This window comes from Snodgrassella sp. W8124, from assembly GCF_016100875.1.
Classification (GTDB): Bacteria; Pseudomonadota; Gammaproteobacteria; order Burkholderiales; family Neisseriaceae; genus Snodgrassella; species Snodgrassella alvi.
In genome coordinates, this window is the sequence record NZ_JACFRP010000001.1 from 1,265,220 (window position 1) to 1,288,704 (window position 23,485).

A 23,485-nucleotide genomic window follows, 5' to 3' on the forward strand; every position below is an offset into this window, starting at 1 on the left:
TCCGAATGAACTTCAGGCATTGGGTTTATTAACGTGCCCAGCTCGGTTCTACATCAGCCTTGATACCATATTTATTGATGGCATCCTGTACCACCTGTTTACTGATCTTGCCTTCATCAGCCAGACCATTCAGAGCAGCTACAGCCACGTGGTAACGGTTGATTTCAAAGAACTCACGCAAATTGTCACGGGAATCACTGCGACCAAAGCCATCTGTACCCAGAACTGTGAACACATCCTGTGGTACATAAGCACGAATACGGTCAGCAAAGTGACGTACATAATCGGTTGAAGCCACAATCGGACCTTCATGACCAGACAGTAATTGAGTCACATAAGGTACTTTCTGGGTATCGGTCGGATGCAGACGGTTGTAGCGTTCGATATCAATACCATCACGGTACAGTTCATTAAATGAAGTCACACTCCAGATATTGGCATCAACATCGAAATCCTGTTTCAGCAGTTCTGCTGCAGCAATCACTTCCTGCAAAATAACACCGGAACCCATTAACTGCACTTTCAGTTTACCGCTGCCACCTTCCTGCAACAGATACATACCTTTCAGAATCTGCTGTTCGATTCCTTCACGCTGCGGCATAGCCGGATGTTTATAGTTCTGGTTCATCAGAGTGATGTAATAGAACACATCTTCACGGTCTACATACATGCGCTGCAGACCATGCTGAATAATGACAGCAACTTCATAAGAGAAGGACGGGTCATAGGAAATGCAGTTTGGAATCAGCTCAGCCTGAATATGGCTATGACCATCCTGATGCTGCAAGCCTTCACCGTTCAGAGTTGTACGGCCGGAAGTACCACCCAGCATAAAGCCGCGGGCACGCTGATCACCGGCAGCCCAGGCCAGATCGCCGATACGCTGGAAACCAAACATTGAATAATAAATATAGAACGGGATTAGCGGGCAATCATTATTGGAATAGCTTGTTGCAGCAGCAATCCATGAACTCATTGCACCCGGCTCATTAATACCTTCCTGGAAAATCTGACCATTTTTAGATTCTTTATAGAACATCAGCTGGTCGTGATCCTGCGGGGTGTAAATCTGACCTTTCGGATTCCAGATAGCATACTGACGGAACAGACCTTCCATACCGAATGTACGGCTTTCATCCGGCACAATCGGCACAATCCGCTTGCCGATATTTTTATCTTTAAGCAGTGTACTCAGAATACGTACGAAGGCCATTGTTGTAGAGAATTCACGGTCTCCGCTATCCTGCAGCTGAGCTTCAAATTCACTTAATGGCGGAATTGGCAGCTGCTCAGAATCAGGATGACGGTAAGGCAGGAAACCACCCAGCTGAGCACGACGCTCTTTCATGTATTTCATTTCTTCGCTGTCTTCAGGCAGACGGAAGAATGGCAGAGTATGTTCCATCTCTTCATCAGTTACCGGAATCTGGAAACGATCACGGAACTGTTTCAAAGATTTCATATCCATTTTCTTAGCCTGGTGAGCAGTATTCTGTGCCTCACCAGAAGCACCCATACCATAACCTTTAATGGTTTTAGCCAGAATTACAGTCGGACGTCCATCCGGATTATTAACTGCTTCATAGTAAGCGGCATACACTTTATGCGGATCGTGACCACCACGGTTCAGTGACCAGATTTCATCGTCTGACATATTAGCCACCATGGCTTTCAGTTCAGGCGTATTGAAGAAGTGTTCGCGCACATATGCGCCATTCTGTGATTTATACATCTGATAATCACCGTCAACACATTCTTCCATGCGTTTTTTCAGCAGATTATCTTTATCCTGAGCCAGCAGTGCATCCCACTTACTGCCCCAGATTACTTTCAGTACATTCCAGCCGGCACCGCGGAAGTTGCCTTCCAGTTCCTGAATAATTTTACCGTTACCGCGTACCGGTCCGTCCAGACGCTGCAAGTTACAGTTAACAACAAAAATCAGGTTATCTAATCCATCACGGGCAGCCAGTGCAATTGCGCCCTGACTTTCCGGCTCATCCATTTCGCCATCACCACAGAATACCCATACTTTACGGCCCTGAGTTTTCGCCAGACCACGGGATTCCAGATATTTCAGCAAACGGGCCTGATAAATACCCTGGATTGGTCCCAGACCCATAGATACTGTCGGGAACTGCCAGAAGTCAGGCATCAGCCATGGATGAGGATAAGAAGACAGGCCATTACCATGTACTTCCTGACGGAAATTACTCATCTGTTCTTCAGTTAAGCGGCCTTCAACAAATGCACGTGCATAGAAACCAGGTGCACTATGACCCTGGAAAAATACCAGATCGCCTTCCTGATTATCTGTTTTACCATGCCAGAAGTGATTGAAACCAACATCATATAAAGTAGCACAAGACTGGAAGCTGGCAATATGCCCGCCCAACTCAAGATTCTTTTTGCTGGCATTTAATACCAGTGCTGCCGCATTCCAGCGCACCAGTGATCGGATTCGGTGCTCTAATTCATGATTACCCGGTGATTTTTTTTCTTTACCAACAGGAATAGTATTCAGATAGGCTGTTGTGGCACTGAACGGCATATAAATGCCTCGGCGGCGGATATAGCGCACCAGGCTTTCCATTAAATAATGCGCACGTTCAGGTCCCTCTTCTTTCAGCACCGAGCTGAGTGAATCCAGCCATTCCTGGGTTTCAATCGGATCGATATCTTGATCATGGAAGTCAGCAGACATAGCAATATCCTCTTTCATTTGGGATTGAGTCATGAACAAAACACTTTATGTTGTTGCTATTTCATTTATCATTTTCTTTATTAACCAGATGCTTTACCAAATTAATTAAAAGAAATACAAATAAATTCAAATAACTTACAATAAATCTGCATAATCTTAGTTGAATAAAAGCATATATTATTGTGATGCAACATACTGTATTTTCGTTTAAATCGTACCAGCGTAATACCTAAACAGCAATGTATTTTTACACCAATTTTCTGATTTAAAACAAGTAAACAAATTATCACAGAAATTTTATCAGAATGTGGTAAATGATTTTTACTATGCCAAAAACAGGTAATTAGATAAAACAAAAGTAAATATAATAAGTTATATTAATACCAAATACGTAATTATCATTAACAAAAACTATTTCTTATTAATAAATTCAGAATTGAAATTATTTTTGAATTTATGCACATTAGTTGGCATTTATTAACAAATAAATTTTATTTTATACAAACGCTATTAATGAGTAATCATATTTGTTTATTCGCTGCTTTAAACAACCAAACCTAAATCAAGTTATCAGTATCAGTTTTATTCAGACAAATGAGATTTTCTTTATTTTTATCTTAGTTTTAATTCTTTAGAATTTTATTTATAGTTTAATGTTAAATAATTATCATAAACTGATCCCATAAAATTATTTCACATTCTGTTATTTTCAATCTCAATTTATAATTTATTTAGTATAATCAATATTATATTAGCTGGATTATTACAATTTTTCTTTATCGCATTATTAAATCAAGTTTTAATTTCTTTCAGACTTCAAAAATTAATCATTTCATTTTTATTTAACTATAATTAAAACACAAATATACATTTTATTAATTGTTTTTACTACCTAAAATAAGCACTTTAAATCTTAATCATTTGACCTTATTTTAATTTAAATAGTATTTTGAAAACGAATAGAAATTTCAGCAAAGGATAAAATATGGCTGAACGCAATTATTATGAAATTCTGGGTGTTGATCGAAAGGCCAGCGAAGACGATATCAAAAAAGCTTATCGTAAACTGGTTCGCAAATATCACCCAGATGTAAGTAAAGATCCTGATGCCGTAGCTAAAACTAGTGAAATCAATATTGCTTATGAAACCTTACATGATAAGGAAAAACGGGCTGAATATGATGAAATGCTGGACAATCCGTTCCGGCATAGCAGCCGGCAGGCTGGAGGCAGCCAGGGTGATTACAGTTATCAGCAGTATGATTTTGACCCGAGTCACTTTGGCCAGAACGGAGCCTTTGGCAATGGCGATTTTCGTTTTGACGACTTGTTCTCTGCTTTCGGCAGCAGTGCAAGACAAGGCTTTCAACAACGCCGAAGCGGTCCGGCAGGCGGAGAAGACCAGCATGCTGAGCTGATTATTGATATTGCCGCAGCCTATCAGGGAGCACAGCGTAATTTATCCCTGGATATGCCTACACTGAATGCTCAGGGGCAAATGGCTTATGAGCGTAAAACACTCAATGTAAAAATTCCGGCAGGAATTACTGAAGGTCAGCAAATCCGGCTTAGCGGTCAGGGATTACCTGGTTTTAACGGTGGTTCATCCGGAGATTTATATTTAAAAATCAGTTTCCGTAATCAGGATAATTTATATGTCCAGAACCGTAAAGATGTTTACCAGCGTATCAACGTCGCTCCCTGGACTGCTGCATTAGGCGGTAAAACAGATATCACCACTCCAGCCGGCAAACTGAGTGTCAATATTCCTGCCAACAGCCACAACGGGCAGAAAATGCGCCTGAAAGGTAAAGGTATACCGGCAAAAGCAGCCGGTGATTTGTATCTGCTGATTAATATTGTGCTGCCACAAGCCAGTAACGAAGCAGACCGTGCCGCATGGCAGGCACTTGCCACGCATTACGCCGGTTTTAAACCCCAGAATCATGTTTGATAACAGGAGCGAAGAATGAATAAAAATCAACAAGATATTGAATTGAGCTTTGATGATCTGGTTCGTGCCTGTGACAATCAGAGTAACTGGATATTAAGCCTGATTGCTGAAAGCGTTATTCCTGTTGAACAAGAACCGCAATTGGCGCGCTATAGTGGCTACCATATGGCTATTGCCCGCCGCGCATGGCGTATTCATCGTGATTTTGATGCCAGTGCGAGTGCCACTGCACTGATTCTGCAATTACTGGATGAAGTAGAAGATTTACGCCGACGCGGTTAATCTGGAGTGAGTAATTAACCAATACTCTTTGCAGTTACTGGTCATTATCCGGCAATTGTGCAGAACCCATTCGCCGTAAAATAACATTGGCTTTACGGCGGATTTCTTTATCTCGCGGATGATCAATGTAATACAGCGGTCTGGGTACACGCGCAGCGAGTTTGGCTGCCTGCTGCGGAGACAACTGCATGGCGGTTCGTCCATAAATCGTTTCACTGGCCGCTTCGGCACCGTATACCCCATATCCCCACTCAATTACATTCAGATATAGCGCAAAAATCCGGTCTTTATTGGTTGTAGCTTCAAGCAGCGAAGTAATCACTGCTTCTTCTGCCTTACGCCAGTAACTGCGACTTTCAGATAAAAACAGATTTTTAGCCAGCTGCTGGCTGATGGTTGACCCGCCAGCCTTAATATTACCCTGACGTTCATTTTTTTTAATTGCCGTACGGATACCATTCCAGTCAAAACCATCATGTTCGGCAAAACGCGCATCTTCTGAGGCAATCAGCGCTTTTTTCAGATTTGGCGAAATACGGTTGTAAGCTACCCACTGATAATTCAACTGCGTATCCGGGTGAGTTTCAGCCAGCTCATGCATACGTAACAACATAAACATGGTACGGTGCGGCGCTACTGTCCGATAGATTAACAGACTGCCATAAATATAAACATTAAACAGCAAAAACAGCGTAACGAGCACAATAAACAAATTACGCACGATTTTCATGACTGTTCCATTTCTTTACGTATCTGCTCGGTTACCGGCCGGATATCAGGATTAAAACCATGCCACAATGCATATGAGGCTGCTGCCTGCGCTACCAGCATACCAAGACCATCAGCCAGATGCCGACACCCTGCTTCATGAGCCTGAAGCAAAAAAGGGGTTAGCTTTGCCGAATACATCATATCGTAAACCAGTTGTGCTCTGGCCAGTACTGGCGCAGACACAGATAATTTCTGCCCGTGTAAACTACCTGAGGTAGCATTGATAATGACATCATATTCCGGTTTTATCTGCGTTACTGCACACCAGTTTACATTATGCTCTTGAGCAAGCAACTGCGCTTTTTCAACTGAACGGTTAGCAATGGTCAGTGAAGCCGGCAGTTGCTGTAAAAGCGGCTGAATGACACCACATGCTGCACCACCGGCTCCCAGCAGTAATATATGTTTATTACTCAGAGAAAATGACAGTAATTCTTCAATTGCCCGCACCAGACCAATACCGTCAGTATTGTCTCCCAGCAACTGTCCGTTGCGCCAGAATAAAGTATTAACAGCTTTTGCTGCTTTAGCCCGTTCAGTCAGCACATCAGCCAGAATATAAGCCTCATGCTTAAAAGGCACAGTAACATTAGCCCCGGTTCCGCCGGCTTTAAAAAATTCTCTGGCTTGTACAGCAAAATCATCTAAAGCAATCAGACGCCGCTCATAAATTAACTTTTGACCGTGCTGAGCAGCAAAAGCCTGATGAATTTGCGGAGAACGACTATGCGCTACAGGATTACCCAATACTGCAAATATACTCATTGACTCCCCTCTGCTATGTAAATAACTGTCGCCATTATCCAGACTACACCGGTCAAAGGCAAAACCCTATCATAAAACCATTAATTTTTCTTTCATGATAAGCAGACGCTGGCTTTCATACGTATGCATATCTGGTCACTAAATAAATTTCTGACTGAATAAAATTAGTTTTTTAGCCTGAAAACCAGACCAATTAGCAACAATTGTAAAAATTTATTTTTATTTTACTTCAATTTACCGTATGATTTACTCACGCTTACTCTTTAATTTTCGGATTATCGATTAACCGTAATAAAACCTGATTACATCCAGGTAAACACAAAACTACTTATCAATCAGCTGGCATTCAATCAGCACGTTCAAAAATAATCTGATATCAGGCCAGCATCTGAAGTAAAAATTTCTAATTTTTATGCAATGCATATTGCAATGCCAATTGATATAGTTTTTATCAGGATGAATCATGCATACTCGCCGGCCTGTCGTTCCTCACACATTCAATAAAAAATTACCCTTACACGTTAAACTGGGATATGCCATCGGACAAATGGCCGATTCACTCGCCTATAATCTTTTTTATGTTTTTTATCTTTTTTTTCTGACAAACGTTGCCAGCATTCCTGCTACTCAGGCAGGTACCATTGTTCTGATTGCTGTTATCTGGGATGCTGTGGCTGATCCGCTGGTCGGTCAGTTTTCAGATAATATCTGTTCACACTGGGGGCGGCGCAGACCATTAATGCTGGCAGCTATTCTGCCATATACCCTGCTATTGTTACTGCTCTATACTGATATTTCATCTCTCAGCACCAATCAGAAAACGGTTTATTTCACCATAATTGCCATTCTGTTCTGGTCTGCTTACAAAATCTACGTCATACCTTTCTACACTTTAGGTGCAGAAATGACCAATAACTTTGATGAACGTACTTCGCTTCGGGTATGGGCGGGTTATGCACTTAATGCAGCCGTTCTTGTATCTTCTTGCGCTCCGCCGCTGATTGTTAAATGGATGGTAGATTATGGATTCAGTGTCAGCAGCGGCTGGCACGGCGTGAGTGTGATATTTGCTGTTCTGACTTTACTGAGCGGACTCACCTGCTGGTTTCTGACACGTGGTTATGAACTGCCTGTCCGGCATAAAACAAGCCGAATACATAGCAGATACCGGCTTCTGGCTTTTATTCGCGAAGTTATCAGTAATATGATTGAAATCTGGCGTCTTTCATCAAGTAAATTTCTTGGCGCATCAGTTTTTTTCTGGTCGGCAGCTTACGCACTCAGTACCGGAGCCTTATATTATTTATTCTTAAACAACATGGCATACAGCGAAAAAGATGCTGCGATCTGTTTTTTGATTTATAGCTCACTGGCTCTTGCCTGGCTTCCCGCTGTAAATTATACCGCGCAGAAATTTGATAAAAGAAATGTCTATTATCTGTCTATGCTCATTAGCTCAATAGGCACAGGCGTATTCTTTTTTTGCGGAATTCCTAACAGAACTATGCTGATAATTTTTTTAATTCTGCTGCAACTTGGCAATAGTTATTTTTGGACTATATATTATTCCATGATGTACGACATTAGTGAGCTGGATGATTTTATTAACAACAAACGAAGAGAAGGAGCAATTACAGCCCTGATGTCATTCTTACAAAAATTCGGTAGTGCACTGGCCATTTGGTTTATTGGTTTTTATCTGGAGAAACATGGATATATATCATCCACAGGTCAGGAAACCATTATTCAGCCACCACTGGCACAACAGGCTATTCTGGAATTAAACACATGGATTCATGCATTAGCCGGCATTATTGCTGCATTGTGTGCTATTGGTTATCCACTGTCCCGCAGCCGTTACCAGGCATTACTTACCGCTCTTAAAGCAAAAAAAGAGCAGCAACCGTACACCACCAGTAATTTCAAACAACTATTGTAAAAATACTGCAAAAGCTGATTTTTACAATATAATCAAGACAAACAACATGATACATGTAAAAAGGAGAAATATTATGACTAAGAAACGTGCACGGGAATTAGGAATTCCTCTAACCGGCACCACTGGCAAAAACAATGCGATAACCGATGTATGCGGCATTGAAGTTGGCTACAGTACCGTTATCTATGGTACACCGGATGATTATACAGGTCCGGGTTCAGCCTTTGCCCGTACTGGCGTAACCGCTATTTTGCCCAGAGGTAAACAACGCAGTGCTGTATTCGTCGGCAGGCATGATTTAAACGGTAATGGAGAATTAACCGGCACTCACTGGCTGGATGATTCAGGTTTAATGCATGGTCCGGTACTCATTACCAATACCAACAGCGTAGGTATTGTTCGCGATACCACCAGCAAATGGATGATAGATAATCACTTTTATTTTCCATATGTTAACAATGGTCAGCCTGTAGACGGCGTAGGATATTTTTATCCGGTAGTGGGCGAAACATGGGACGGATTATTAAACGACATTAATGGTTTTCATATCAAACCTGAACATGCACTTGAGGCTTTAAATAATGCACACGCAGGTGCCATTGCTGAAGGTAACGTCGGTGGTGGCACCGGCATGATCTGCCATGATTTCAAAGGTGGTACCGGCACCGCATCACGTATAGTCAGCACAGAAGCCGGTGAATTTACTCTGGGTGTACTGGTACAGGCCAACCATGGGATGCGTGATACTTTTCAAATTTGCGGTATTCCGCTGAAAGATGAATTTGGTCCTGAAACCATGCCTGTAATTAATACTTTTGCCCCCAAACCGGGAACAGGATCTATCATTGTGATTCTCGCTACCGACGCCCCGTTACTTCCCTGGCAACTGAGTAAACTCACCAAACGTGTCCCTATTGGCATAGGCTTACTCGGCGCTTATGGTGATAACGGTTCCGGCGACATTTTTCTGGCTTTCTCTACCGCTAATGAAAATGCTTACAGTCTGGGCATCAGCAAAATTGATATGCTGAGCGATGAAATTATTGATCCGCTTTATATTGCTACAGTAGAAGCAGTTGAAGAAGCAGTATTAAATGCTTTATGTGCAGCTGAAACCATGGAAGGTCGTGACCACAATCTGGTTCAGGCACTACCGCAGGATCAACTGTTAGCTATTTTGAAAAAATACGGAAAAATCAAATAAATAATTAATATTTATTAATTTCAGCCCGTTAATTATGAGTTAATAGATAACTTACGGGCTGAAACAAATCAATACAATTCGATTCAAATATCAGCATTCCGAATCAATAACATAAGAAAATTTGAAATAACGCCTTTTATTTACCGTTAATATTCTGACTGATACATCACCTGGCTCTTCCTTATTTCCTGACAATATTTGATTTATTAAATTTTTCTGTAGTGAATATCTAAATCTGATAGTTCACAAATTCTGATATAAACCAGAATAGATATACATAACAACATGTTTTTAAATAAATTAATTTAATCCGTTATAAAAAACCGGCTTTTTTTACATCAATGCGTTTTTTTTACAAATTGAATGTGGCAGAATCACCTTAACTTGCCGGAGAGTTTGTCACTCTCCAGACCTTAATGGGAGCCTTAAATATGTCAATAAAAAAAGTAGTTAGCCTGATTGAAGAAAATGATGCCAAATTCATTGATTTGCGCTTTACCGATACAAAAGGCAAACAGCAGCACGTATCCGTGCCAGCCAGAATTGTGCTGGAAGACCCTGAAGAATGGTTTGAAAACGGTCAGGCTTTTGATGGATCTTCCATCGCCGGCTGGAAAGGAATTCAGGCTTCCGATATGACTCTGAGACCAGATGCATCGACAGCATTTATTGACCCTTTCTATGATGACACCACAGTTGTTTTAACCTGTGATGTTATCGATCCGGCCAATGGTCAGGGTTACGACCGTGATCCGCGCTCCATCGCAAAACGTGCCGAAGCTTATCTGAAATCAACCGGTATCGGTGATACTGCATTCTTTGGTCCGGAACCGGAATTTTTCGTGTTTGACGGCGTAGAATGGCAAACCGATATGAGCGGTACCCGTTACAAAATTCATTCTGAAGAAGCCGCATGGTCTAGTGGTAAATCATATGACGGTCAGAATACCGGACACCGCCCGGGCGTTAAAGGCGGCTATTTCCCTGTAGCACCTGTTGATTCCGGTCAGGATTTACGCTCAGCCTGCACCCAGACACTGGAAGCGATCGGCATTCCGGTAGAAGTACATCACCACGAAGTTGCCACAGCCGGTCAGATGGAAATTGGTACCCGCTTCAATACACTGGTACGCCGTGCTGACTGGACACAAGATATGAAATATGTCATCCAGAATGTAGCGCACAACTTTGGTAAAACTGCTACTTTCATGCCAAAACCTATTCTGGGTGATAATGGTTCCGGTATGCATGTACATCAGTCTATCTGGAAAGACGGACAAAATCTGTTTTCCGGTGATGGCTATGCCGGCTTGTCTGATCTGGCTTTGTACTACATCGGCGGTATCATTAAACATGCTAAAGCACTGAATGCGCTGACTAATCCGTCAACCAACTCTTACAAACGCCTGGTACCGCATTTTGAAGCCCCGACTAAACTGGCCTACTCTGCCAAAAACCGTTCAGCTTCTATCCGCATTCCGTACGTTGCCAGTGCAAAAGCCCGCCGTATCGAAGCTCGCTTCCCGGATCCAACCGCTAATCCTTATCTGGCTTTCACCGCTTTGTTAATGGCCGGACTGGACGGCATCCAGAATAAAATTCATCCGGGCGATCCTTCAGATAAAAATCTGTACGATTTACCACCGGAAGAAGATGCTCTGGTACCAACCGTATGTGCTTCTTTAGAAGAGGCACTGGAAGCACTGAAAGCAGACCATGAATTTTTAACCCGTGGCGGCGTATTCAGTCAGGACTGGATCGACAGCTATATTGAATTCAAGAGCGATGATGTAAAACGCATCCGTATGGCACCACATCCGCTTGAATTTGAAATGTATTACAGTCTGTAAAATATTAGTCTCAAGCTGATTCTCAGACCGCTTTATCTGTGGGATAAAGCGGTCTGAATTGTATCCGGATTTTAGCTGACTCAAGCTTTATACACTTCTGCAATCTGTCAGCATAATAGCAAATGTTAAGTCTTTAAGAATGAAAAAATTTTCATATTCAATTTTGCAGATATGATTAGTATACCCTTTGTACCATTTCTTGCCCATTTATTCTCTTTTGAGAGAGTAATACATCATGTCGTCATTTTCTATGACTTCACTAATACACCTATATCCTAGTGTTAAGCGATCTTCGCCAAAAAAGTGGGCAGATGTCTCTTCTATGATATTGGTCGACAAACAAGCCATCACATATTTAAAGTTTTTAACATAACAACACTATCATTAAGACAAAATATAGATTATATAAACTCTAATATATCACCAGTAGACATTTTTTTTGAATTTAATATTTTTTCTGCAATTTTACCTGTACAATGACATGTATAAAAATTAGTCGTATTTGTTTTTTTTAAAATTCTAAGCACGAATGGTAATTTTAATACCGAAAGCCCATTAAAATGTAATCCACCAACTATTGCATAAACTCTCTTATCCCCAGTTATTCTGATAGCTTTATTTATATGTTTCTTCAAACCAGCATGATTGCATCCGGTAATAATGACTAATCCCTTTTCTGAACAATAAACTAAACTAGAATCATCATTAATATAGTCTAATCTTATTTTATTATCAGTTTTAATAATTCCTGTGGGTAATTTGCATCCACCAACATCACCAAGAAATACCATTTTTTTTGTTAACCAAATAGCTTCTGTTGTTAACTTTATATCAAATTTTGTTTTCAATTTTTCCAAAGATAACCTGCCATCCGATCGAGTTTTTAATGGATTGATGGCATATCTTTTTTCTAATGCATCAGGATGCGCTATCAGCGTTATTTTTTCTAATGCATCCTGATTTATATTTACATGTTTTATTCCACCAGAATGATCATAATGACCGTGTGATAAAACTATATAATTTATGTTATTTAGAGTTAAATTCTCACTCCATTCAGATCCACAATCCATTAGAATTTTTGTATTATCATCTTCAATATAAAAACTAACACCTTTATTGGGGCTTAATTTGAAGCCTCTAATATCATTAATTAATAATTTTATTTTCATATACTACTCAAAACATGATTTTCCAAAAAAACTAACAAGCATGGTAATTTGAAAATTATTATTGTCTGTGTGATGGATCTCACTTATTTTAAACTAAACTGGTAAAGGATGGTTATATTTGTTTGGACGTAAAGTGAAAAGTATTCAGCTCTGCCAAAATACTTAAGTACATTCAATCACAAATTTCCCCTTTTTATTTTTACCCAAAAATAAAATTCACTGTTACTTGTGTATCATTTTCGCTGATAGCATTTGGTAAAACAGCCTTTCATGGCAGTTGTGGTAGGGATACGGTAACATTAAGCCTATCTGAACTAAAAAATATTTATTATGACCACGCAAGACATGCTCGCTACTGTAGACCTAGGCTCTAACAGTTTTCGTCTCCAGATTTGCCACAATCAGAACGGCCATTTACAGGTCATTGATTCCATCAAAGAAATGGTAAGGCTGGCAGCAGGACTGGACGAACAAAAAAATCTTGATCAGGATTCTCAGCAACGTGCATTGGATTGTCTGGCCAGATTCGGAGAAAGGCTGCGTGGTTTCAATCCCGACCAGGTAAGAGTTGTTGCAACCAATACTTTTCGCGTTGCCAAAAATATCAGCCAGTTTATACCGCTTGCCGAAGCCAGACTGGGTTTTCCGATTGATATTATTGCCGGACGCGAAGAAGCCAGACTGATATATACCGGTGTGGTTCACACCTTACCGCCTAAGGGTGAAAACATGCTGGTAATAGATATTGGCGGCGGCTCTACTGAATTTGTTATCGGACAGGATTTACAGCCTGCCATTACTGAAAGCCTGAATCTTGGCTGTGTTTCCTACAGTATGCGGTTCTTCCCGCGCGGTAAAATACACCATAAAAATTTTCAGGCCGCAGTCAACAATGCACGGGCAGAAATTCAGCGTATTTCCGTCGCACTTAAAAATATTGGCTGGCATTACGCTATTGGTACCTCCGGCTCTGCCCGCTCAATTCGCGATGTGATTGCAGCCGGCGACACAACCATCGATGCAATTACCGCAACACAAATGCACAAAATTGCCAATCATATTATTGCAGCCGGAAGTACCAAAAAAGCCAAACTGGAAGGCTTAAAATCAGACCGGACAGAGGTTTTTGCCGGCGGACTGGCTGTAATGATCGCCGCCTTTGCCGAACTGAATATCAGCGAAATGACAGTAACCGATGCCGCACTGCGGGATGGTGTGTTTTACGACATGATCGGACGACAACTTGGTGATGATATGCGCAACCAGACTATAGCTGATTTTCAGCAGCGCTATCATGTTGATACCATCCAGGCAGAACGCGTAGCCGAGCTAGCTCAAATGATATTCAATCATCTGTCCGCCTCTGTTTCTCCTGATCATCCGGAACAATGGCAGCAATATGTACATTGGGCTGGGCTGGTACATGAAATTGGTCTGGATATTTCTCATACTGGTTTTCATAAGCATGCAGCCTATATTCTCGATCAGGCTGATATGCCCGGTTTTTCACGTAAAGAACAGCATATTCTGGCCACAATGGTATTAGGACAGCGCGGCGACCTACGCAAAATAGCCGAATTCAGTCAGCAGGAAATGCTCTGGCTGGGTATATTGTCATTACGGCTGGCTGCACTGTTCTGCCGGGCACGGCAAGACATTCAGATACCGGTGAATCATTGTGACATTCACTATGACCAACAGTTAAGGAAACTGACCATCAGCCTGGGTAAAGAATGGTTAAAACACAATCCGCTTACTGATAGTGTCTTATTGCAGGAATCTGTTTTATGGCAGAAAATTGGATTACAGTTAGAAATCAAAGCCATGTAAACCATAAATCAGTCAAGGATGTCCCATGAGTACAACGCCGAATGTTTCCAGTAACAAACTGGCTCAGACCCATAATCTGCCTAGTCTGGTACATCGCAGCAATGTCAGCAACATGCCGGCACAATCCATGACTATTATCCGGATTAAAGAAAAGCAACTAATCAATCATAGCTTCACCGGCGACGATATATGCAGTAAAAACATACCGGCACCTGATACAGACTGTCTCACATGGATTCACCTGATTGGTATTACTGATAACGAACAGCTGCATCAGCTATTACAGCCTTTTAATATCCATGAACTGGCCATGGAAGACATGCTTAGTCGCAAGCAGCGTCCGAAAATTGAAGACTACGGACATTATCTGTTTGTAGCCGCACGAGTTTTTGTTTATAAAAAACAAAAACTGCAATATAACCAGATTTATATCATCATTGGTCAGAATTATATTATTACTTTCCAGTTTGAACCGCTCGGATTACTGCATATTATCCGTAAATATATTCAGCATAATTACAGCGATATCTACCGCAAAGGAATTGATTTTCTGGCGTATTCATTGCTGGATCGTATCATTGATGATTATTTTGTTACTGTAGATGAATTTGATAATCGGGTTGAAGGAGTAGACAAACGCCTGTTTAGCAACAGTAATAAAAACTTACTGATTCTGATCCACCAGTTAAAACGTGATGCCAGCAATCTGCGCCGTACCCTTTCCCCTATCCGTGATATTGTCGGCCGAATTGTACATGGTGAATTTTCCATGTTCAGTCAGAACACTCATGTTTATTTACTTGACGTGTATGACCATACCCAGCAATTAATGGAAACGCTCGACAGTGCACGAGATACTGTAATGGGCATGATGGATGTGCATTTATCCTATCAGTCAAACCATCTGAATGAACAAATGCGCATGCTTACCGTTATCACTATCATCGTCATGCCACTGAATGTCCTTACCGGTATCTATGGGATGAATTTTGATAACATGCCTGAATTACACTGGCATTATAGTTATTTTGTGGTACTCGGTCTTATGGCGACTATAATTATTAGCTTATTAATTTATTTCTACAGACGGCGCTGGTTATAACTATCAATAGCTTCTATAATAACAATCAGTCTTCATAGAAAGACAATAATTAATACAGAAATACACATCAGAGGCTATTCCATGAAACCTACACCTTTACCACCACAAGGTGCGCAGCATCAGCTTTCCATGTCTGTACTCATGACTCCAGCATTAGCAAATTTTCACGGAAATGTACATGGCGGAGATTTACTCAAGCTACTGGATCAGGTAGCCTATGCCTGCGCCAGTCGTTATTCTGGCGAATATGTAGTAACATTATCAGTTGATCAGGTAATATTCAAAGAACCAATTCACGTGGGCGAACTCGTTACTTTTTATGCGTCAGTTAACCATGTCGGCCGAACTTCTATGGAAGTTGGTATTCGCGTGGAAGCACAGGATATCCAGCATCGCAGTGCACGTCACACTAATAGTTGTTATTTCAGCATGGTTGCTGTAGACAAAAACGGCAAACCTACAGTTGTACCGCCGCTATGTATTGCCAGCGAAGAAGAGGCTCGCCGTTTTCAGGAAGGAGCCATTCGCAAAGAAGCCCGGTTAAAAGCTGCAAAAACCAGACATACACAATCTGCCTGATCTATTTAAAGGGAATATAAATGTTTACAGGAATTGTCTGCGGTTTAGGTACCGTTACCTCTATTCAAGAGTATGAACAATTGCGCACAATACAGGTACGTCTCCCTGAGGGAGCCTGTGACAACCTGACTATCGGTGCTTCTATTGCCAATAATGGCTGCTGCCTGACCATTACAGCCATTAAAGGTGATGAAGTATGTTTTGATGTCATGGCGGAAAGTCTGGCCAAAACCAATTTAGGACAACTACAAGTAGGTGATGCGGTAAACATTGAGCGGGCTGCACGCTATGGGGATGAAATTGGCGGTCATATTATGAGTGGTCATATTTTTACTACGACCACCATTAATAAAATTGAAGATACCCCTGATAATCGTACTGTCTGGTTTAATCTCCCTGAAAGTACAGCCCCTTATATCCTTACTAAAGGTTTTATCGGGCTGAACGGTTGCAGCCTGACCATCGGCGAGGTAACCACTACTGAATTTAACGTTCATCTGATTCCCGAAACCCTGAACCGGACTTTATTTGGACGCTGTCAGGTAAATGATCGCATCAATCTTGAAGTGGATGCTCAGACACAGGCAATTGTTGATACTGTGCAGAAATATATGCAACAGTATATAAATAAAGTAAAAAATTAATTATAAATTTGCTTATATATAAAATATGTTATATAAATATACAGAAACTGATTACTATTTATCCTAATAAGTAATAATCAGTTTCAAAATATTCGGCTATAAATAATTATTTGTTATTAATTTTATCTTTAAACTGAGTTTAATCGAAAATATTAAAGTACCTAAGTGACAGATATATAGATAATATTGTCGCAGGTAAAATTAATAATCCTATTCCTATCAGGGCACCAAAACTCAAACACAATGCAGCGTTAGGAAAACCGCAGCAACAGCCAATAATCACCAATATTTTCAGAAAACGATTAGTAGAAATATCAAATATCCATCCGAACATCATAATTAATAATATTACTGTGGCTAAAAAAGCCATTACTCCCAATGTGAAATAAAAAATTTCATCACTGCTCATATTTTCCGGCATAGGCATAATATGCAATAAACGTAAAAACGGAAATGCTTTATCATCACCTACAATACCTAGAAAGAAACACGGTGATCCTATAATCAGGCACATGACAGAAATACTAAAACGCCGCAGAAATGTAGCCTCAGTATATTCTTTATCCATAATAGTTATCCTGTGTAATAATATTGATTAAAAATGCAATAAATTTATTAAATTTATTAACTTATTTAACAAACTCAATACGAGCAGATGTGGCCATTAGTTTTAATTAATGAAATATTTCATGGCCAGTTATCATACTGATATTTTATATTTTTTTAATAGATATTTTTTAAATATAAAAACTAAATCATACTATAACTTTATTGATGACATATTTTAGCTGATTACCTTTAACCTAATTCTCTTTGGCTTTGTTGTGGGCTGGTAATTTGCACCACCTTTCAAATACCAATAAGCTAGGTAATAAGTAAATATGTATAAAGGGAGGCTGAAAATACCTAGCAGAAATACCAAACTGAATAATAAATGAGGAATAGCACAACATGACGCGAAGATGACAACTGTCTTAATCCAAATATTTGATTTACAGTTAAGAGCCCATCCTAAAATCATTAAAACAAGTATAGTAAGTATAAAGTAGACTGATAACAAAAGCAGAATTAAATCATTATTTTTGTTTTCTTTATAAATTAATCCGATATACAACAATATTGGATATCCATAGCAAATTATAATTGCTAAAGAAGAACATAAACGTGAAAAAAATACTGTTGGTGTAAAAGAGCTCATTACTATTCCTATATTTTCATAAATAAACTTTTCTTTACATTTATAAACAAATTATAACTTTAATAACTTAGATTTTCAATATTATTTTTATTCTAAAAACTACAATTTAATTTTTTATTATTTCAGACAAATCCAGATTAATTTGTTTAGATACATACATATATTCAGACATCAATTGATATATAACATTATGTCTTCTAAGTTTAATTCATAAGGTATTTAAGGCAATACTATCCTATTCAGACAAATTTATATCTGGAATAAAATTTTTAATAAAAAAATTGAATTTAATAGCTAACAAATTTATCGGATACTTTATTTTTGTAATTATAAGATTTATTTATTCAGACTATATAAATAAGAAATGACTGGGACAATCACCATTGAGCTTGCAGATATGGCTTACGGCACGATGTGTATGGAAAGCAAATTTAAAAATCTATACTATTAAAGTTCAGGAATAATATTGATATCGAATCAAATCTGATGAGCCAATTACTGGCTTCTATAGATATCTATCAGGTAAAATCTGGCTCGAATTTTATTCCCGAAACTGTTTTCCATAAAGTGCAGCTGATTAAAAAAATTCTTGTCTACAAGGTATTTAATTAAAAGAATAGAAAATATAATTAAATATTATTTTATCTCGATAATAAAAGCTGTTCCGCCAAGTTTGTATTTATCCACCCTTCTACATTCAATCTGTTTTCAAAACGGCTTACTGCTATGTTTCGCTATATACTTACGCAATCAGAAGCAGAAACCTTTATAAACATTTTTTGTATACCGCGTAATATTATTTACCAATACCATTCTATCGTTACTTTCAAAAAAATTTCTACTTTAATCTGAACATGCAGAATTAATTTATGAATCTGTTTTATAGCAGATTGTACAATCTTATGACTGTCAGAATAATCTTTGTTGGTTAGTTGGCAAGTTTTGTGAAAAAATTTGCTAACTGACTGAACCTTACCTTTTTCAAAAATTCAACTTGCCAGTACCTGAATAAATAAAGCAAGCGACTGACTCATCTTTTATTCATCAATAATGCCTGCGAGTAAAATTTTATTATCTCACTATCTATTCTGTAACTTGAGTAAAAAATCATCATTATTTATATAATTTCCTGCCTGATTAATGATATTGCAGCTTAATCTGTTTATTTTAATTTTTTTATTCCGGTAATTTCGTAGCCGGCATTCGAATAACGCTAAGATAAAAGCCCACCAATCCCGGTAATCCAGAGTAAAATAACCCTTATTTTATTAAGGGAGCGTTGTTTGCTATCATGAGTATTGCCACCATTCCTGAAATTATTGCCGACATAAAAGCCGGTAAAATGGTTATTATTACTGATGCAGAAAACCGTGAAAACGAAGGTGATTTAATCATGGCTGCACAGTTTGTCACACCTGAAGCCATCAATTTCATGATTAAATATGCCCGGGGTCTGGTTTGCCTGCCTCTGGAAGAAGAAATAGTAGATCGCCTCCGCTTACCACTGATGACACAGAATAACGGCGCTCAGTATGGTACTAATTTTACGGTTTCCATAGAAGCAGCACATGGTATTACTACCGGTATTTCCGCAGCAGACCGTGCCCATACTGTACAGGCAGCAGTTTCCCCTACTGCCAAAGCAGAAGATATTGTCCAGCCGGGCCATATTTTTCCGCTACGTGCACAAAAAGGCGGTGTTCTGGTTCGCACCGGGCACACTGAGGCAAGCGTTGATTTAGCCAAACTGGCCGGCCTGATTCCGGCAGCCGTTATCTGTGAAATCATTAATGACGATGGCACTATGGCCCGTATGCCGGAGCTGATGGTTTTTGCTGAAAAACATGATATTAAAATTGGCACTATTGCTGATTTGATTGAATATCGCAGCCGTCACGAAAGTCTGATAGAAGAACTGGGAGTAAATACTATCCATACAACATGGGGAGATTTTACTCAGCATGTATATGTTGATCAATTATCCGGTGAAACCCATCTGGCACTGGTTAAAGGCGATCCGGAAACTGCCGGTGAAGTGCTGGTAAGAGTACATGAACCATTTAGTGCCATGGATTTTCTGCAACCGGATCAGTTGCATACATGGCCACTACCTGAAGCTATGGCACGTATACAGCAAGCTGATGCCGGTATAATAATACTGATGCACCGTACTGAAACCGGAGCCACTTTATTAGACCGCACCTTACCCAAAGGCACTCATCAGACCAGACAGTGGGATAGTAAAACTTATGGTATCGGTGCTCAGATACTGGCTGGTTTAAAAGTCAAACGTATGCGGGTAATGGGTAAGCCTTCTGCCTTTACCGGTCTGAATGGATTTGGTTTGGAAGTTACCGGGTTTGAAGAACCATCCCGATAATAATTCTTTACTAAACAAGTATATATTTTAGTAACACAATTAAATACAATACCCCACCTCAGGCTGTCTGAATTATCTGTTGCCATGGAACACCGGCATCGGGTATTTTCCGACAGCCTATTGTAATGGCTGTTATTTAAGGATGGTATCTAATGCAACTGACCCCGCAAAAATGGGCTGCTTCCGGTTTAACTTTCGGCTGCGTTGTTTTCGGACTCGGCAGCCTGATTGTTAAATTTGTATCTATTGGTTCTTATGCCATTGCATTATGGCGTGTATTCATTGGTGGTATTGTTTTTCTGTTTTTAAGTCGCTATTTTGGTCAGAAACTGCCTGAAAGCAATAAAGCAAAACGGTTTTGTATGTTATCAGGTGTATTTTTAGGTTTTGATCTGGCATTCTGGCATGAAAGCATTCATGCAGTAGGTCCGGGAATTTCTACTCTGCTCAACAGTATGCAGATTTTTTTTCTGGCGGCAATTGCCTGGTTTTTCTTCGGTGAACGACAGAGCAAATTACAACTATTCAGCATGATATTGTCTGTAATCGGCATTTTACTGATTGCCCACCCTGAACTCAGACACAATTCACATGGTGGTTATGGTATTTTTATCGGTCTGATTTCCGGTGCAGCAATGGCTGCCTCCATGGCATGTATTCGTCAGGCACACCTGGCAGAGCCGGTTGCATTATTTCCGCTAATGCTGCTGGTCAGTGTCGGAGCAGTCGGTGCATTAATTGTGCCAAGTATCCTCATTGACTCAAGCCATTTCTGGCCTACTAACACAAAAGATATTCTGCTGATCATGATTTACGGTGTGGTCATGCAGTGTTTTGCCTGGGGGTTAATTGCTTATGCCGTACCTTTGCTGTCACTGACTTTAACCGGTTTATTACTATTAAGTGAACCTGTTGCTGCGATTCTGATCGATTTTTTCTTGCTGAATAAACCGATAAATACTGTGCAATGGACTGGTACTGCACTGACCTTACTGGCCATTTATCTGGGCTCACTTAAGCCTAGACACAAACAGAAAAAAACGGTTTAAACATTCCACCCTATTGGCAAATTCGGTAAAATCAGAATGCTAAGCATAAATACTTGTATGTCTGTGATGTAAGTATTTTATTCCGGACAATGCAATGGTGCTTGAGGCGTAACAGATGAAAAAAGGAAACTGAATGAATACCATCACCCCGGAACATAACGGCTCTGGCCTGCGTATAGGCATTGTACAGGCACGCTTTACTAATCCTATCGGAGCAGAGCTGGTCAAAGCCTGTTGCAGCCGCTTGGTTAAACTGGGGGTTAAAGACAGCGATATAACTTTGGCTACTGTGCCGGGTGCTTTAGAAGTACCTCTGGTATTGAAAAGCATGGCTGGTAGCGGCAAATTTGATGCTTTGGTGGCCATCGGAGTGGTTATCCGCGGTGAGACTTATCATTTTGAGCTGGTGTCCAACGAAGCTGCCGCAGGTGTATCCCGAGTTAGTCTGGATCACAATATACCCATTGCCAATGCCATACTGACTACCGAAAACGATGCTCAGGCACTGGCGCGTATGCACAATAAAGGCAGTGAAGCGGCTATAGTTGCAGTAGAAATGGCCAATCTGCTTAAAATTCAATATTGATTATTTATTAAACAAGGACATTGTATACATGTCAATGATTACACCACGTCGTCGTGCCCGTCAGTTTGCTGTTCAGGCTTTATATCAGGCACAACTGAATAACGAAGAATCAGCTGCTATTATTGCGCAGAATATCCGTGATAATGAATATTTCGCCAAAGCTGATGAAGAATTGTTTACCCAGATATTTTTTGGTGCCTATAACAATCAGCGTGATTACATGAAACGGATCCGTCCTCTGCTGGACCGCCACGAAGATGAGCTTAATCCAGTTGAACGGGCTGTACTGCTGATGGCCTGCCATGAGCTTTCTGCCATGCCCGAAACACCCCATCCAGTAATTATCAATGAAGCTATCGAAATTACTAAAACCTTCGGTGGTACTGATGGCTATAAATTCATTAATGGTATTCTGGATAAACTTTCAGCTGAGTTGAGAACACCTGCATGATATAAAAACGGATTAGCTACATCATAAAACAGATATTTTATTTAAAAATATCTGTTTTTATTTACAAAAAAATATTTACCAAATAAATCTAATGAAATATAAATAAATTCTGATATTATTACCAAATAATATTATGTAAATATATAATATTATTTTTTATAAAAACTAACTTAAAACATTGCTGATTTATAAGCATATTGAAATTTGATTTCACACTAGGAGATTTATAAAATTTATGTCCCGTACTCAACAATCATCAGCATTAAATGATAAACATAATTTTTTAATGACGGAAAAAGGCGGCCTGGTTGAACTGGCTCCGCCATGGAAAAGAGTTACAGCATATCTGATTAATTATGTAATATATTATTTTATATTTTACATTTCTTTACATGTTTACAATTTTCAAACTGATTATGAATCGAATTATTCACAAAATATTATAAATCCTTTTGAATTATGGATTTTTGCAGATTATACAACTGATAAACCAATAAGATCTATTTTTTCATTCTTATTTATGGGTGATAATTTTGAGGGAGGTGTACATCAACCAATACGAATATTCTTATATATCATATTACCTTTACTCATTTATGTTGTGTTTCAATTTATACAAATGAGTCTAACAGGCCAATCTGTTGGTAAGCGATTAATGAAAATCAAAGTTATTAAAAAAAATGGTGAGAAAGCTGGCTTTTTCAATGCAGTATTAGTCCGTGAAATTTTTTATACATTCATTACTCTTATCCTTTTGTTTAAATTAGTAGGAATATATGTATATTTCAGTAAAATGGAACCTGCTAAAAATATTGGTATATACCTGAATTTTATTGATAAGTTTTTAGATTATTTATATAGGATTTTAAGTATATTCACTGAATTTTCAACTCTATTTCTTTTTATTTGTATAATTATGTTATTTATAAGAAAATCAAATTATCGTACACTGCAAGACTTTTTGGCTAATACAATCGTTGTAAAAATTAAATAACTAAGAAGCCTCAGGAAAAATTAAAATTTCT

General features: G+C 39.4%; 19 protein-coding genes. 14 read left to right on the forward strand and 5 right to left on the reverse strand.

Annotated features, from left to right (window positions below):
- Positions 1 to 28 precede the first annotated feature (28 nt).
- Entirely contained in the window at positions 29 to 2,737 is a 2,709-nt protein-coding gene (aceE, locus tag H3U73_RS05585; RefSeq protein ID WP_370570142.1) for a pyruvate dehydrogenase (acetyl-transferring), homodimeric type, read from the reverse strand.
- Positions 2,738 to 3,689: 952 nt separating this feature from the next.
- Between aceE and H3U73_RS05590 the strand changes: the two genes are divergently transcribed.
- Both H3U73_RS05590 and H3U73_RS05595 read left to right on the forward strand, forming a co-directional pair.
- Positions 3,690 to 4,658, forward strand: coding sequence for a DnaJ C-terminal domain-containing protein (locus tag H3U73_RS05590; protein ID WP_198190162.1), 969 nt, complete (start codon positions 3,690 to 3,692; stop codon positions 4,656 to 4,658).
- A 15-nt stretch (positions 4,659 to 4,673) separates the two neighbouring features.
- The gene (locus H3U73_RS05595; protein ID WP_078475325.1) at positions 4,674 to 4,940 is read left to right on the forward strand and encodes a chaperone modulator CbpM; all 267 of its coding nucleotides are present in this window, start codon (positions 4,674 to 4,676) and stop codon (positions 4,938 to 4,940) included.
- 34 nt (positions 4,941 to 4,974) lie between these two features.
- Here the strand turns inward: H3U73_RS05595 and mtgA are convergent, their stop codons facing one another.
- Both mtgA and aroE read right to left on the reverse strand, forming a co-directional pair.
- A complete protein-coding gene (gene mtgA, locus H3U73_RS05600) occupies positions 4,975 to 5,670 on the reverse strand; it encodes a monofunctional biosynthetic peptidoglycan transglycosylase (protein ID WP_198190163.1) in 696 nt (231 codons plus the stop codon).
- Positions 5,667 to 6,476: a shikimate dehydrogenase gene (gene aroE / locus H3U73_RS05605; RefSeq protein WP_198190164.1), complete on the reverse strand. Its 810-nt coding sequence runs from the start codon at positions 6,474 to 6,476 to the stop codon at positions 5,667 to 5,669. Before aroE ends, mtgA begins: the two co-directional genes overlap by 4 nt.
- A 463-nt stretch (positions 6,477 to 6,939) precedes the next feature.
- On the opposite strand from aroE, the gene H3U73_RS05610 reads away from it, so the two are divergent.
- The 3 genes from H3U73_RS05610 to glnA all read left to right on the forward strand — a co-directional run bounded on the left by H3U73_RS05610 (position 6,940) and on the right by glnA (position 11,469).
- Positions 6,940 to 8,415, forward strand: a complete 1,476-nt coding sequence (locus H3U73_RS05610; protein ID WP_198190165.1) for an MFS transporter — start codon at positions 6,940 to 6,942, stop codon at positions 8,413 to 8,415.
- A gap of 73 nt (positions 8,416 to 8,488) precedes the next feature.
- Entirely contained in the window at positions 8,489 to 9,619 is a 1,131-nt protein-coding gene (locus H3U73_RS05615; protein WP_198190166.1) for a P1 family peptidase, read from the forward strand.
- 431 nt (positions 9,620 to 10,050) lie between these two features.
- Positions 10,051 to 11,469, forward strand: coding sequence for a type I glutamate--ammonia ligase (gene glnA / locus H3U73_RS05620; RefSeq protein ID WP_025330382.1), 1,419 nt, complete (start codon positions 10,051 to 10,053; stop codon positions 11,467 to 11,469).
- A 401-nt stretch (positions 11,470 to 11,870) separates the two neighbouring features.
- Here the strand turns inward: glnA and H3U73_RS05625 are convergent, their stop codons facing one another.
- Positions 11,871 to 12,641, reverse strand: a complete 771-nt coding sequence (locus H3U73_RS05625; protein ID WP_198190167.1) for an MBL fold metallo-hydrolase — start codon at positions 12,639 to 12,641, stop codon at positions 11,871 to 11,873.
- Between the two features lie 330 nt (positions 12,642 to 12,971).
- Here H3U73_RS05625 and ppx point away from each other — a divergent pair, with 330 nt between their 5' ends.
- The 4 genes from ppx (at position 12,972) to H3U73_RS05645 (ending at position 16,796) form a co-directional block, all read left to right on the forward strand.
- Complete coding sequence (ppx, locus tag H3U73_RS05630) at positions 12,972 to 14,471, forward strand: exopolyphosphatase (protein ID WP_084585087.1); 1,500 nt, start codon at positions 12,972 to 12,974, stop codon at positions 14,469 to 14,471.
- Positions 14,472 to 14,496: 25 nt separating this feature from the next.
- Complete coding sequence (gene corA, locus H3U73_RS05635; RefSeq protein WP_084549883.1) at positions 14,497 to 15,573, forward strand: magnesium/cobalt transporter CorA; 1,077 nt, start codon at positions 14,497 to 14,499, stop codon at positions 15,571 to 15,573.
- A gap of 81 nt (positions 15,574 to 15,654) precedes the next feature.
- Positions 15,655 to 16,152, forward strand: coding sequence for an acyl-CoA thioesterase (locus tag H3U73_RS05640; protein WP_025330379.1), 498 nt, complete (start codon positions 15,655 to 15,657; stop codon positions 16,150 to 16,152).
- A 20-nt stretch (positions 16,153 to 16,172) separates the two neighbouring features.
- Positions 16,173 to 16,796: a riboflavin synthase subunit alpha gene (locus H3U73_RS05645; RefSeq protein WP_198190168.1), complete on the forward strand. Its 624-nt coding sequence runs from the start codon at positions 16,173 to 16,175 to the stop codon at positions 16,794 to 16,796.
- Positions 16,797 to 16,935: 139 nt separating this feature from the next.
- Here the strand turns inward: H3U73_RS05645 and H3U73_RS05650 are convergent, their stop codons facing one another.
- Positions 16,936 to 17,364, reverse strand: a complete 429-nt coding sequence (locus H3U73_RS05650; RefSeq protein WP_198190169.1) for a hypothetical protein — start codon at positions 17,362 to 17,364, stop codon at positions 16,936 to 16,938.
- 1,921 nt (positions 17,365 to 19,285) lie between these two features.
- Between H3U73_RS05650 and ribBA the strand changes: the two genes are divergently transcribed.
- From ribBA to H3U73_RS05675, 5 genes are all read left to right on the forward strand, one after another.
- Positions 19,286 to 20,374, forward strand: a complete 1,089-nt coding sequence (gene ribBA / locus H3U73_RS05655; RefSeq protein WP_038648756.1) for a bifunctional 3,4-dihydroxy-2-butanone-4-phosphate synthase/GTP cyclohydrolase II — start codon at positions 19,286 to 19,288, stop codon at positions 20,372 to 20,374.
- Positions 20,375 to 20,526: 152 nt separating this feature from the next.
- A complete protein-coding gene (locus tag H3U73_RS05660; RefSeq protein WP_025330375.1) occupies positions 20,527 to 21,423 on the forward strand; it encodes a DMT family transporter in 897 nt (298 codons plus the stop codon).
- Positions 21,424 to 21,556: 133 nt separating this feature from the next.
- Positions 21,557 to 22,009 carry a 6,7-dimethyl-8-ribityllumazine synthase gene (gene ribH, locus H3U73_RS05665; protein ID WP_038648753.1) on the forward strand — a complete coding sequence of 151 codons (453 nt, stop codon included), beginning with the start codon at positions 21,557 to 21,559 and terminating at the stop codon, positions 22,007 to 22,009.
- Positions 22,010 to 22,043: 34 nt separating this feature from the next.
- Positions 22,044 to 22,460 (forward strand): transcription antitermination factor NusB, encoded by a 417-nt coding sequence (nusB, locus tag H3U73_RS05670; protein WP_025330374.1) that lies wholly within the window; start codon positions 22,044 to 22,046, stop codon positions 22,458 to 22,460.
- Positions 22,461 to 22,695: 235 nt separating this feature from the next.
- A complete protein-coding gene (locus H3U73_RS05675) occupies positions 22,696 to 23,454 on the forward strand; it encodes an RDD family protein (RefSeq protein WP_078474175.1) in 759 nt (252 codons plus the stop codon).
- The last annotated feature ends 31 nt before the right edge of the window (positions 23,455 to 23,485 follow it).